12 protein-coding genes are annotated in these 12,104 nt (G+C 68.0%); 5 read left to right on the forward strand and 7 right to left on the reverse strand.

Translation table 11 applies throughout. The annotated features are described in order from the left end of the window. Positions 1-9 precede the first annotated feature (9 nt). Both FHU38_RS19540 and FHU38_RS19545 read right to left on the reverse strand, forming a co-directional pair. On the reverse strand, positions 10-348 hold the full coding sequence (locus tag FHU38_RS19540) for a P-II family nitrogen regulator (protein ID WP_167173493.1): 339 nt from the start codon (positions 346-348) through the stop codon (positions 10-12). Beyond that, positions 345-1,643, reverse strand: a complete 1,299-nt coding sequence (locus FHU38_RS19545) for an ammonium transporter (RefSeq protein WP_167173495.1) — start codon at positions 1,641-1,643, stop codon at positions 345-347. Before FHU38_RS19545 ends, FHU38_RS19540 begins: the two co-directional genes overlap by 4 nt. A 183-nt stretch (positions 1,644-1,826) precedes the next feature. On the opposite strand from FHU38_RS19545, the gene FHU38_RS19550 reads away from it, so the two are divergent. Genes FHU38_RS19550 through FHU38_RS19565 form a run of 4 tightly spaced genes read left to right on the forward strand, consistent with a single transcriptional unit; the run spans position 1,827 to position 5,173 of the window. Then, positions 1,827-2,690, forward strand: a complete 864-nt coding sequence (locus FHU38_RS19550) for a putative RNA methyltransferase (protein ID WP_167173497.1) — start codon at positions 1,827-1,829, stop codon at positions 2,688-2,690. Next, positions 2,687-3,331, forward strand: coding sequence for a (2Fe-2S)-binding protein (locus FHU38_RS19555; protein WP_167173499.1), 645 nt, complete (start codon positions 2,687-2,689; stop codon positions 3,329-3,331). The genes FHU38_RS19550 and FHU38_RS19555 overlap by 4 nt, the downstream gene beginning before the upstream one ends. 46 nt (positions 3,332-3,377) lie before the next feature. Further along, on the forward strand, positions 3,378-4,676 hold the full coding sequence (locus FHU38_RS19560) for an O-acetylhomoserine aminocarboxypropyltransferase/cysteine synthase family protein (protein WP_167173501.1): 1,299 nt from the start codon (positions 3,378-3,380) through the stop codon (positions 4,674-4,676). Further along, complete coding sequence (locus FHU38_RS19565) at positions 4,673-5,173, forward strand: CoA-binding protein (protein WP_167173503.1); 501 nt, start codon at positions 4,673-4,675, stop codon at positions 5,171-5,173. The genes FHU38_RS19560 and FHU38_RS19565 overlap by 4 nt, the downstream gene beginning before the upstream one ends. A gap of 218 nt (positions 5,174-5,391) precedes the next feature. Here the strand turns inward: FHU38_RS19565 and gcl are convergent, their stop codons facing one another. The 3 genes from gcl to FHU38_RS19580 are packed head-to-tail and all read right to left on the reverse strand — an operon-like array spanning position 5,392 to position 8,790. Beyond that, positions 5,392-7,083 carry a glyoxylate carboligase gene (gene gcl, locus FHU38_RS19570; RefSeq protein WP_167173505.1) on the reverse strand — a complete coding sequence of 564 codons (1,692 nt, stop codon included), beginning with the start codon at positions 7,081-7,083 and terminating at the stop codon, positions 5,392-5,394. Positions 7,084-7,093: 10 nt separating this feature from the next. Then, positions 7,094-7,969 (reverse strand): 2-hydroxy-3-oxopropionate reductase, encoded by an 876-nt coding sequence (locus FHU38_RS19575; RefSeq protein WP_167173507.1) that lies wholly within the window; start codon positions 7,967-7,969, stop codon positions 7,094-7,096. After that, positions 7,966-8,790 carry a hydroxypyruvate isomerase family protein gene (locus FHU38_RS19580; RefSeq protein WP_167173509.1) on the reverse strand — a complete coding sequence of 275 codons (825 nt, stop codon included), beginning with the start codon at positions 8,788-8,790 and terminating at the stop codon, positions 7,966-7,968. The genes FHU38_RS19575 and FHU38_RS19580 overlap by 4 nt, the downstream gene beginning before the upstream one ends. Positions 8,791-9,174: 384 nt before the next feature. On the opposite strand from FHU38_RS19580, the gene FHU38_RS19585 reads away from it, so the two are divergent. Next, positions 9,175-9,582: a pyridoxamine 5'-phosphate oxidase family protein gene (locus FHU38_RS19585; RefSeq protein ID WP_167176319.1), complete on the forward strand. Its 408-nt coding sequence runs from the start codon at positions 9,175-9,177 to the stop codon at positions 9,580-9,582. A gap of 6 nt (positions 9,583-9,588) precedes the next feature. On the opposite strand, the gene FHU38_RS19590 is transcribed toward FHU38_RS19585, so the two are convergent. Further along, positions 9,589-10,344, reverse strand: coding sequence for a LamB/YcsF family protein (locus FHU38_RS19590; RefSeq protein WP_167176321.1), 756 nt, complete (start codon positions 10,342-10,344; stop codon positions 9,589-9,591). A gap of 100 nt (positions 10,345-10,444) precedes the next feature. Then, positions 10,445-12,019, reverse strand: a complete 1,575-nt coding sequence (gene aceB, locus FHU38_RS19595; protein ID WP_167173511.1) for a malate synthase A — start codon at positions 12,017-12,019, stop codon at positions 10,445-10,447. Between the last annotated feature and the right edge of the window lie 85 nt (positions 12,020-12,104).

Here is a 12,104-nt window from a genome sequence, read left to right on the forward strand (position 1 = left end):
GGCAGCTTCCTAGAGCGCATCCGCGCCACGTTCACCGGTTCTGACCCTGATGACGGTGTCGACCGGACTGACCCACACCTTGCCGTCACCGATCTTGCCGGTGTGCGCGGAACTGACGATCGCGTCGATGACCTTCTCCACGTTGGCGTCGTCGGTCACCACCTCGACCTTCAGCTTCGCGACGAAGTCGACCGCGTACTCGGCACCGCGGTAGACCTCCGTGTGGCCCTTCTGCCTGCCGTAACCCTGCACCTCGCTCACCGTCATGCCGAGCACGCCGAGTTGTTCCAGCGCGGAGCGGATGTCGTCGAGCGTGAACGGCTTGACGATCGCGGTGATCAGTTTCATGACTTGCTCTCCTCGAGCTTCTTGGCGTTGCCACTCACCACGCTGGCGTCGACCGACGCGGGCCTGCCGCCCCTGCCGCCTGCGAAGTCGTAGGCGGTCTCGGCGTGTTCGGCCTCATCGATACCGGACACCTCGTCCTCGGCGCTGACGCGACCGCCGGTCACCGCCTTGACGATGAAGCCGAGGATGACCGCCACGACGGCCGAGTACACCATCACCGCGAGGGCGCTGATCACCTGAATGCCGAGTTGGTCGGCACCGCCGCCGTAGAACAGGCCGTTGACGCCGTCCTCACCCACGACGCTCGCCGTGGCGACGAAGCCGAGCATCACCGTGCCGACGAGGCCGCCGACGAGGTGCACACCGACGACGTCGAGCGAGTCGTCGTAGCCGAGGCGGTACTTCAGGCCGACGGCCAGCGCGCACAGCACACCGGCGGTGGCGCCGATCGCGAGTGCGCCCCAGGTGTCGACGTAGGCACACGCCGGGGTGATCGCGACCAGCCCCGCGACCACGCCGGAGGCCGCGCCCAGGCTGGTGGCCTTGCCGTCCCGCAGCCGCTCCAGCAGCAGCCAGCCGAGCATCGCGGCGCAGGTGGCCGTGACGGTGTTGACGAACGCGATACCGGCGACGCCGTCGGCGGCGTAGGCCGAGCCCGCGTTGAACCCGAACCAGCCGAACCACAGCAGACCCGCGCCGAGCATCACGTAGGGCAGGTTGTGCGGCTTCATGGCTTCCTTCGGCCAGCCGACCCGCTTGCCGAGAACCAGCACGAGGCCGAGCGCCGCGGCGCCCGCGTTGATGTGCACGGCGGTGCCGCCGGCGAAGTCCAGTGCACCCAACTCGCCGATCCAGCCGCCGTCGCCCCACACCCAGTGGGCGACCGGGAAGTAGACCAGGGTGGCCCACAACGCGCCGAACAGCAACCAGGCGCCGAACTTCATCCGGTCGGCGACGGCACCGGCGATCAGGGCGACGGTGATGATGGCGAACATCGCTTGGAAGGCGACGTCCACGGTGCCCGCGGTCGGATCCCCTTCCGGCGTCATGAGCCCGGAAAGGCCGATGAAGTCGAGTGGGTTGCCCAGCAACCCGCCGATGTCGCTGCCGTAGGCCATCGAGTAGCCGAACACCATCCACAACACACCGATGACGCCGATGGCGCCGAAGCACATCATCAGCATGTTCAGCACGCTCTTGGAGCGCACCATGCCTCCGTAGAAGAAGGCCAATCCCGGTGTCATCAGCAGTACCAGAGCGGCACTGGTGAGCAACCAGGCCGTATTTCCTTCCACGCTTCTCCTCCTAGAGCCGTCGGCGAAATCAGCGATTGCGGCCAGCATCGGAAAGGCGTGTTGCGCTGAGGGACTCCAGAAGTTGCGTCGCTGTGAACCAAACCACCGGCGTTGTTACGGCTGCGTTTCCCAGTGCGGGTGCCGATTCGTCCGGTCCGGAAACCTCGTGGTCGAATATGGCCCATGACCTCGCCGAAGACCTCCGCGAAGTCGCTACCGTCCGCGGTCGTGGCGGCCCTTCGCTGCTCCGTCTGTGGCGAGCGGCTGCGGCATGGCGATCACTGGCTGCGATGCGACCGGGGGCATTCGTTCGACATCGCCCGGCAGGGCTACGTCAACCTGCTGCACGCCAAGATCCCCGCCAAGACGGCGGACACCGGCGAGATGGTCGCGGCGCGGGTGCGGTTCCTGGAAGCCGGGTACTACACGCCACTGGCCGACCTGCTTGCCGACCGCGCGGAGGAAGCGGGCTGCGACTTCGTGGTCGACGCGGGCGCCGGCACCGGCTACTACCTGGCGCGGGTACTGCGGCGCCTCCCCAACGCGATCGGCCTCGCGCTCGACGTCTCGGCGGCGGCACTGCGCAGGGCAGCCAGAGCGCATCCCCGCCTCGGAGCGGCCGTGTGGAACCTGTGGCAGCCGTGGCCGGTGTCTTCCGGCGTGGCCGACGTGTTGCTCAACGTGTTCGCTCCGCGCAATCCCGGTGAATTCCACCGGGTTCTGCGGCCGGGTGGCACGCTGCTGGTGGTCGCGCCGGGACAGCGCCACCTCGACGGGCTCGCCGACACCCTGGGGCTGCTGGACGTGGCCGATGACAAGCAGCGGCGCCTCACCGACGCGCTCGCGCAGGGATTCACCCCTCACGGAGAGGACCGGCTGGACGGCACGGTGACGCTCACCCCCGAGCAGGCCCGCGCGGCCGTGCTGATGGGGCCGAACGCGCACCATCTGCACCGGGGCGGTCTCGCCGCGCGCCTCGACGCGATTCGCGAGCCGATCGAGGTGACGACGTCGTTTCGGGTCTCGAGTTACCGCAGGCTCGGATGAGTACCAGGGTGCGGGCCACCGTGCTCGCGGACGACGCGTGGCTGGTCGCCGACCTGGAACGGGCGCGGCGGCTGTACGGGCGCGCGGGAGCGCGGGTGCTCGGCACCATCCGGTGGTACTCGGCCTCGTCGGTGCTCGTGGCGCCCGCGCTGGAGCCGTTCGTCCACACCGGGATCGCCAGAGACCCTTCGCTTGAGGCCGTCACGCTCGACATGCACCCCGACGGCCGCTACCTCGACGCGGAATCCGACCGGAGCCTCGAAGGCGGGATCGAACGGCTTGCCGAAGCGCTCGGTGCCGCGCTCGACGCGGCGATCAGCGCGGCGGCACGGGTCAGCGGCGCCACTGCGAGGTCGTTGTGGGCCATCGCGACCGACTCGGTGGCCAACCGGATGCTGTGGGCGGGTTCGGCCACAGCGGCGCCGGAGCGGGCGATCCGGCTGGCGGAGGCGCTTGCCGAGGCCGTAGGCGGCCCGATGCCCCGGCCGCGGTTCGAGTTCGTCGGCGAGCGACCCGTGGTGCGGCGCTGCTCGTGCTGCCTGATCTACGAGGCGAAACTGCCTGAAGTCCAAAAATGCGCGAGCTGTCCCCGGCAGCCACCGCAGGAGCGTGCCCAGCGGCTGCGCGCGCTGCTGGGCTGACCGCGATCCTTGGGCGAAGCGGGTTGTTCGCCTAGGGTGAATCGCGATGAGCGAACGTGATTGGGGTTTTCGCACCCGCGCGCTGCATGCGGGAGGCACACCTGACCCCGAGACCGGCGCGAGAGCGGTGCCGATCTACCAGACGACCAGTTTCGTGTTCGACGACGCCGCCGACGCCGCGAACCTGTTCGCGCTGCAGAAGTACGGCAACATCTACAGCCGCATCGGCAACCCCACCGTGGCCGCGTTCGAGGAGCGGATGGCGAGCCTGGAAGGCGGGATCGGCGGCGTGGCCACCGGCAGCGGGCAGGCCGCGGAGTTCCTGACTTTCGCCGCGCTGGCCGAGGCAGGCGAGCACATCGTGTCGGCAAGCGGTCTCTACGGCGGCACGGTGACCCAACTCGACGGTACGTTGCGACGCTTCGGCATCGACACGACGTTCGTCTCCGAGACGGATCGCGACAGCGGCGAAAGCTTCGCCGCCGCGATCACCGGTAAGACGCGCCTGCTGTTCACCGAGGTGATCGGCAATCCAAGCGGGAACATCGCCGACATCGCCGCGCTGGCAGACGTCGCGCACGCGCACGACATCCCGCTCGTCGTGGACGCCACGCTGGCCACCCCTTACCTGTGCAGGCCCATCGAGCACGGCGCGGACATCGTGCTGCACTCGGCAACCAAGTTCCTCGGCGGTCACGGCACCACGCTCGGCGGGGTCGTCGTCGAGTCGGGACGGTTCGACTGGGGCAACGGCAAGTTCCCACGCATGACCGAGCCGGTCGCCAGCTACGGCGGGCTTCGGTACTGGGAGAACTTCGGTGAGTTCGCCTTCTGCACCAGGCTGCGCGCCGAGCAGTTGCGCGACATCGGTGCCGTGCTCTCGCCACACTCGGCGTTCCTGCTGTTGCAGGGCGTCGAGACGCTGCCACAGCGCATGGACGGCCACGTCGCCAACGCCAAGGCGGTGGCCGAGTACCTCGCGGCCGACCCTCGGGTGGCGTGGGTCAGCTATGCCGGGTTGGCCGAGCACCCGCATGCCGACCGGGCGCGGCGGTACCTGCCGCTCGGCCCCGGTGCGGTGTTCTCGTTCGGCATCAAGGGTGGCCGCGCCGCGGGCGAGCGGTTCGTGGAGTCGGTGGAGCTGCTCTCCCATCTCGCCAACGTCGGCGACGCGAGGACGTTGGTCATCCATCCCGCTTCGACGACACACCAGCAACTGTCCGACGAGCAGTTGCGGGCGGCCGGTGTCGGTCCCGATCTGATCCGGCTCTCGGTGGGCCTGGAAGACCTCGACGACATCCTCTGGGACATCGACCAGGCGCTGGGCAAGGCGGTGGCGGCATGAGTATCGACCCGAATCCGAACGGGTGGACCTCGCCGACGGCTCGGCAACGGCAGGCCTTGCTGTCGCGCACCGAGTCGGTGACTCTCGTCGGAGCATCGGCCAACCCCGCGCGCCCCAGCTACTTCGTGGCCACCTACCTGCTGTCCTCCACCCGTTACCGCGTCAACTTCGTCAACCCCAGGCTCGACGAACTGCTCGGGCGGCCGGTGTACCCGTCACTGGCCGACGTGCCGGGCGGAGTGGACCTCGTGAGCGTGTTCCGCAAGCCGCAAGACCTGCCAGGGGTCGCGGAGGAGGTCATCGCCGCCGGTGCGCGCACGCTGTGGTTGCAGTTGGGGTTGTGGCACGAGCCGGTGGCGGCCCGCGCGGCGCGGGCAGGTCTGGACGTGGTGATGGACCGCTGCGTCAAGATCGAGCACGCGCGGTTCGCCGGTGGGCTGCACCTGGCCGGGTTCAACACCGGGGTGGTCAGTTCCCGCCGCCGTCAGCCGATGTGAGGTCGGCGTCTCACGGTTGCGCGAGCATCGAGTGCAAGCGGCCTTCGTGGCCGGCATGCCGGTCGGGGTCAGCTTCGCTCGACCCGGTTGTGATTCGCCGATCGTGCCTGCGAGCACGTCGCCCCCGGCGGGCGGGCACTTCGGCAGTGCCGTTCGCCGGGGGCGAGGTCGCTACATCCAGCCCGTCTGCCCGCTCGCGAGGGCAACGGCGCGGTGGTTCACAACGGTTCGAACTCCACCACGTTGTCCAGCGCGGTGCCCATCGAGGCATTGGCCTCGCGCTCGATCATGATCTCCACCAGCACCGGGCGGCTGGTGCGCTCGGTTTCCTTCCTGGCCCACTCCAGCGCGGCCCTGATGTCACCGGGGTCGGCGATCCGGATTCCCGAGCAGCCGTAGGCCTCCATGATCTTGACGTTGTCGGTGCCGTACTCGTCGTAGTGCAGGTCGACCTCGAAGTTCATGTCGTAGCCCTGCTCGGCCTGCCTGATCAGGCCCAGGTACTCGTTGTTGAGCATGATCAACACGAACGGCACGTCGTACTGTGCCGCCACGGCGAGTTCCTCCACGAGGAACTGGAACGAGTAGTCCCCGACCACGCCCACCACCTCGGCGTCGGGGCAGGCCTTCTTGACCCCGATCGCGGCGGGGATCTCCCAGCCGAGTGGGCCTGCCTGCCCGCACACCTGGTAGTGCCGCGGCTTGTGCGTGCGCTGGAACTGTCCGGACCAGATCTGGTAGAGCCCGATCGCGGTGACGAAGTAGGTGTCCTCGCCGTAGTAGTCGTTGATCTCCTTGAACACCCGAGGCGCCTTGATCGGGATGGTGTCGAAGTCCTCCCGCCTTGGCAGTTCCTCCCGCAACTCCGCGATCCGGTTCACCCACACCGCGGGGTCCACCAGCGCCGCCCTGTGCTCCGCGGCCACCTCGAGTGCGTCGAGGAACGAGCCGACGTCGGAGACGACTCCCAAGTCCGGTCCGAACACCTTGCCGATCTGGGTCGGCTCGACGTCGACGTGGATGAACTTGCGCTCACCCCGGTACACGTCGAGCGCGCCGGTGTGGCGGTCGCCGAACCGGGCACCGAGCGCGAGCACCAGGTCCGACTCCAGAAAGGCCGCGTTGGCCCACCGTTGCGAGGTCTGGATACCCGCCATGCCCGCGAACAGCGGATGGTCCTCGGGAAAGCTGCCCTTGCCCATGAGCGTGACACCCACCGGCACGCCGAGCCGCTCCGCCACCGCGCGCAGTCGCTCACTCGCGTCGGCGAGTACCACCCCGCCACCAGCGAGGATCAGCGGCCGTTGCGCGGCAAGCAGCATGTCCAGTGCGCGTTCCACCCGTGCGGGCGAGGGTCCGGGACGCACGACGGGCAGCGGGGAGTCGATCGTGGAGTCCCACTCGATTTCCTGCTTCTGCACATCCAGCGGCAGGTCGATGAGCACCGGGCCGGGGCGGCCCGACCTGGCGATCCGGAACGCCTCCCGAAAGATCCACGGTGCCTGAGCCGCTTCCTTGACCTGCACCGCCCACTTGGTCACCGGGGTGGCGATCTCCACGATGTCGACGGCCTGGAAGGCTTCCTGGTGCAGCTTTGTGGACACCGCCTGCCCCGTGATGCACAGGATCGGGATGGAATCGGCCTGCGCCGTGTAGAGCCCGGTGATCATGTTCGTGCCCGCGGGGCCGGACGTGCCGATGGCGACACCCACCTTTCCGGTGGTGCGGGCCCAGCCGTCGGCCATGTGGGTGGCACCCTCCTCGTGCCTGACGATCAGGTGCTCGATGTCACTTGCCCGCAGCGCCTGGTAGAGCGGCAGGATCGCGGCGCCGGGGCAGCCGAACGTGGTGTCGACCCCCTCCGATGCCAGCACATCGACGACGGCCTGCATAACGGGAACTTTCGGCATCCTCGTCTCCTCACGCCCTGCCGGACAGTTGCTCGGTGACCTTCAGCAGTGCCGAATGGTCGAGCGAACCGTGACCCATCGCCCTTGCCGCCGCGACCAACTGGGTGACCAGACCTGTCATCGGCAGCGATACGTCGGCCTGCCGCGCCGCGGCCATCGCGATTCCCATGTCCTTGTGGTGCAGATCGATCCGGAAACCTGGCTCGAACCGCCTTGCCACCATCGATTCGCGCTTGAGGTCGAGAATGCGGTTGGCCGCCAGCCCACCGGCGAGCACGTCCAGCCCGGTACCCGCGTCGACACCGCAACCCTCCATCAGCACGATCGCCTCGCCGACGAGCGCGTAGATGCCACCGACGACGAGCTGGTTGGCGGCCTTGACGACCTGTCCCGCCCCGTGCGGTCCGACGTGGACGATCGTCTTACCCATGGCTTCCAGCAGCGGTTTGGCTGCGGCGAAGTCCCAATCCTCACCCCCGACCATGATGGACAGGCTCGCCTGCTTGGCTCCCGCCTCGCCTCCCGAAACCGGCGCGTCGAGCACGCGGATGTCCTTCTCCGCCGCGACCTTGGCCACCTCGATCGAGGTCTCAGGCCTGATCGTGCTCATGTCCACGAGCAACGCGCCCGGTTTGGCCGACTCCAGCACCCCGCCCTCGCCGAGCACGACCTGTTCCACCTGCGGGTGGTTGGGCAGCATCGTGATCACGACTTCGGCGCCGTCCACGGCGTCGGCCACGGACTTCGCCGCGCTACCGCCTGCCGCGACGAGCTTGTCCACCGCCTCCGGCACCACGTCGTAACCGCGCACGGTGTGCTCCGCCGCCGCCAGGTGTGCGGCCATCGGCGTTCCCATGATGCCGAGCCCGATGAATCCGATCTTCACAACGCCCTCCGTTCACGCGGCAACCAGTGCAGTGATGACTGGCTGTCGCTGGTCGGCTTGTACTCCAGTCCCACGTATCCGGCGTATCCGGCTGATTCGAGAGCGGCGAGGTAGCCGTCGATATCGAGTTCCCCCGAGCCCGGCTCGCCTCGTCCCGGTGCGTCGGCCACCTGCACGTGGCCGATACGGCCCGCGTACTCGTCGATCACGCCGCCGAGGTCATCGCCGTTGACGGCGAGGTGGTAGAGATCGGCCAGCAGCGTGACGTTGGCCCTGCCCACCTTGTCGAGCACGGCTACCGCGTCGGCCGCGGTGTGCAGCGGGTACTTCGGTGCCGCCGAGAGCGGCTCGAGCACGACCTGGCCACCGATGGGCTCCACCGCGCCGGCCAGGTGGTCCAGAGTGGACAGTGCCAGTTCGTCCTGCTGAGCGGGTTCGACATCGTCGATGCGGTTGCCGTAGAGGGCGTTGAAGGTGCGGCAGCCCAGCCGCCCCGCGATATCGATCGCGACATCGACGCTGTCGTGAAACTCGGCTTCCCTGCCGACCCAGGACACCAGGCCCCTGTCGCCCGCGGGCATGTCACCCGCGAAGAAGTTCAGCCCGACCAGCCCCACACCGGCATCGGAGACGGCGTCGACGAAGGCATCGACGTCGGCGTCACCCGGCACGGCCTGCTGGAAGGGCCACCAGAACTCGATCGCGTCGAACCCGGCCTGCCTGGCCGCCTCGGGCCTTCGCAACAGCGGAAGCTCGGTGAACAGCATGGACAGGTTGACGTCGTAGCGCAGGCGGTGCCGCGCGCTGGACTGCTCAGCCATGAGGCCACACGCCCCTTCGAGGCAATTTTGAGGTAATTTCGCGATACGAAATTAAGTTTTCGTACTATGACAGTAGCTGGCGCTGCTGGGGAACGTCAACGGTCGGGACGTGAGCACACCGGGGCGCCGCTTCGGCGGCAGCGAGGTTTCCGCTCGGTCCATTTCGGACCGGCAGGGGCATCGGAAGGTGGTCAGGTGGGTCAACGGCGGCCCGGAGCAGGCCTCCTCGCGGTCGGCGAGGTTCCACTACACCGCTCAACCGAAGGTCGCAGCCGACCGAAGCTGATCGGCCGCGACAGAAGGGCCTTTATGCCCTGCTCAGGGGTCCCCCCTCTGGTGGAAGGTCGAGGCAGAGAAAAACATCCGCCGCGGCCGGAGGTCATGATGACTCCCACGATCGAGATCCAGAACCTCGCCGAAGCCGAGTGCCTCGGTCTGATGCGCTCACAACCGGTCGGCCGGCTGGTGTTCACGGAGAACGCCCTGCCCGCGATCCGCCCGGTGAACTACGTGCTCGACGGCCGCGACATCATCGTCAAAGCGTCTCCGGAAACGTGGATCAGCAGGCTTGCCGGCTCGGTCGTCGCCTTCGAGGTGGATCAGATCGACCCGCGAAGTCACACCGGTTGGAGCGTGGTGGTACTCGGCAAGGCGGAGTTCGTGACCGACATCGACCAGCTCGTTCGGCTCAGCGACCCCAACCACCGGCCCTGGGCACCTGGCAGACATGACCGCTGCATGCGGCTGCGGGCGGCGGAGATCACCGGCCGGAGACTGGCGCTTGCCGCCTGAACCAGGTCAGGCGAACGGGCGCACCTCGACACCTGCCTCGGCAAGCGCCTCACGCACCCGCCTTGCGAGTTCGACGGCTCCCGTGGTGTCGCCGTGCACGCAAAGCGACCGTGGCCGCACGGTGAGGACGGTCTCGTCGATGGCGGTAACCGTGCCGTCTGTGGCCATCCGTACGCTGCGCTTGACCACCTCGTCCGGCTCATGCAGCACGGCTCCCGGCTCGCGGCGGGAAACCAGCTTGCCGTCCGGACCGTAGGCCCTGTCGGCGAAGGACTCCGGCACGGTGGAAAGTCCGGCATCTTCGGCCTGCCGCAACAACTCCGACTCGGGCAGGCCGAGCAACGGAAGCCCCGGGTCGTAGCGGCGGACCGCCTCAACGACGGCGGCGGCCTGTTCCTCGTGGGTTACCACTGCGTTGTAAAGCGCGCCGTGCGGCTTGACGTAACGCACCTTCGACCCGGCGATCCTCGCGAACCCGTCGAGTGCGGCGATCTGGTAGATGACGTCGTTGACCAACTCGTGCGGGTCCATGTCGATGAAGCGTCGACCGAAACCGGCCAGGTCGCGGTAGCCCACCTGGGCCCCGATCACCACACCCCGCTCGGTGGCCTGCTCGGTGACCCGGCGCAGCACCGACGGATCGCCCGCGTGGAACCCGCAGGCGACGTTCGCGCTGGTCACAACGTTCAGCAGAGCCTCGTCGTCGCCGGAGAACCACGCGCCGAATCCTTCGCCGAGGTCGCTGTTGAGGTCGATCACCACGTCAGCCACACACCAAGCGTAGTCTCATCTCGTGCCCGAAAGGCACGGTCGAGGCCGGCGGCACGGCGGCGCAGCACGCTCGTGCCACCGGCGTCAGGAACTACTTGATGCGCTCGTAGGCGGGCAGCGTCAGGAAGTCGGCGAACCGCTGCGCGAGCGCGACCTCCTCGAACAGTTCAACGGCCTGGCCCAACAGATCGGCGGGGATCACGTCGGCGAGTTCGGAACGCACCTGCCCGAGTACCGAACGCACCAGTTCCTCGGTCACCTGCTCCCCGGTGTCCAGCCGCACCCCGTTGCGGACCCACTGCCACACCTGCGAACGCGAGATCTCGGCGGTCGCGGCGTCCTCCATGAGGTTGTGGATGGCCGCGGCACCGTTGCCGCCGAGCCACGACGCGATGTAACGCACACCTACATCCACGGCGCCGCGCAGCCCGGCCTTGGTGGCGCTACCTTCCGTCGCCTCGATGTCCAGCAGTTGCTCGGCGGTGACGTGCACGTCCTCACGCAACCGGTCGACCTGGTTCGGCTTGTCGCCGAGCACCTTGTCGAACTCCTCGCGGCACAGCGCCACCATGCCCGGGTGCGCCACCCACGACCCGTCGAAGCCGTCGCCTGCTTCCCTGGCCTTGTCGTCGCGGACCTTCGCGAAGGCCTTTTCGTTGACCTCCGGGTCCTTGCTGGGAATGAAGGCGGCCATGCCACCGATCGCGAAAGCGCCCCGCTTGTGGCAGGTGCGCACGAGCAGTTCGGTGTAGGCCCGCATGAACGGCGCCGTCATCGTGACGCTGTTGCGGTCGGGCAGCACGAACTTCTCGCCCGCGTCCCGGAAGTACTTGATGATGCTGAACAGGTAGTCCCAGCGGCCCGCGTTCAGCCCGGAGGCGTGTTCGCGCAGTTCGTAGAGGATCTCCTCCATCTCGAACGCGGCCGGGATCGTCTCGATCAGCACGGTGGCCCGGATGGTGCCGTGGTCGATGCCCAGCGCACGCTCGGCGTGGGTGAACACGTCGTTCCACAACCGCGCCTCGAGGTGGCTTTCCAGCTTCGGCAGGTAGAAGTACGGCCCGCTGCCGCGCTGGAGCAGTTCCTTGGCGTTGTGGAAGAAGTACAGACCGAAGTCGACCAGCGCTCCGACGGCTTTGTGGCCACCGATCTCGAGGTTGCGCTCGTCGAGGTGCCAGCCGCGCGGGCGAACCACGATGGTGGCGTGCTCGACGTCGTCGCGCAGCGCGTAGTGCTTGCCGCCGCTGTCCAGTTCGATGGTGCCCCTGATCGCGTCGGAAAGGTTCACCTGACCGGACACGACATTGGCCCAGTGCGGAGTGTTGGCGTCCTCGAAGTCGGCGAGCCATACCTTCGCGCCCGAGTTGAGCGCGTTGATCGTCATCTTGCGGTCGGTGGGGCCGGTGATCTCGACCCTGCGGTCGCGCAGGGCGGGCGGCGCCTCGGCGACCTGCCACTGCGACTCGCGGATCTCGCTGGTCTCCGGGAGGAAGTCCAGCCTGCCGGTGCGCTTGGCCTCCTCTCGCCGGTGCGCGCGAGCCTCGAGCAGCTTGTCCCGCGTCGCGGCGAAGGCGTCGTGAAGATCGGCGAGGAACCGCAGCGCTTCCTGCGTCAAGACCTCGTCGCCACGCTCGACGGCAGCGCCGAGCACGCGAACATCAGACATGCGAACACCCCAAAATAACGATCGTACTGTTTTATATCTCGGACTATAGTTTCTACATTGCGGAAGCTCAACGCGAGAGGAGTCA

The organism is Saccharomonospora amisosensis, assembly GCF_011761185.1.
GTDB classification, from domain to species: Bacteria; Actinomycetota; Actinomycetes; order Mycobacteriales; family Pseudonocardiaceae; genus Saccharomonospora_A; species Saccharomonospora_A amisosensis.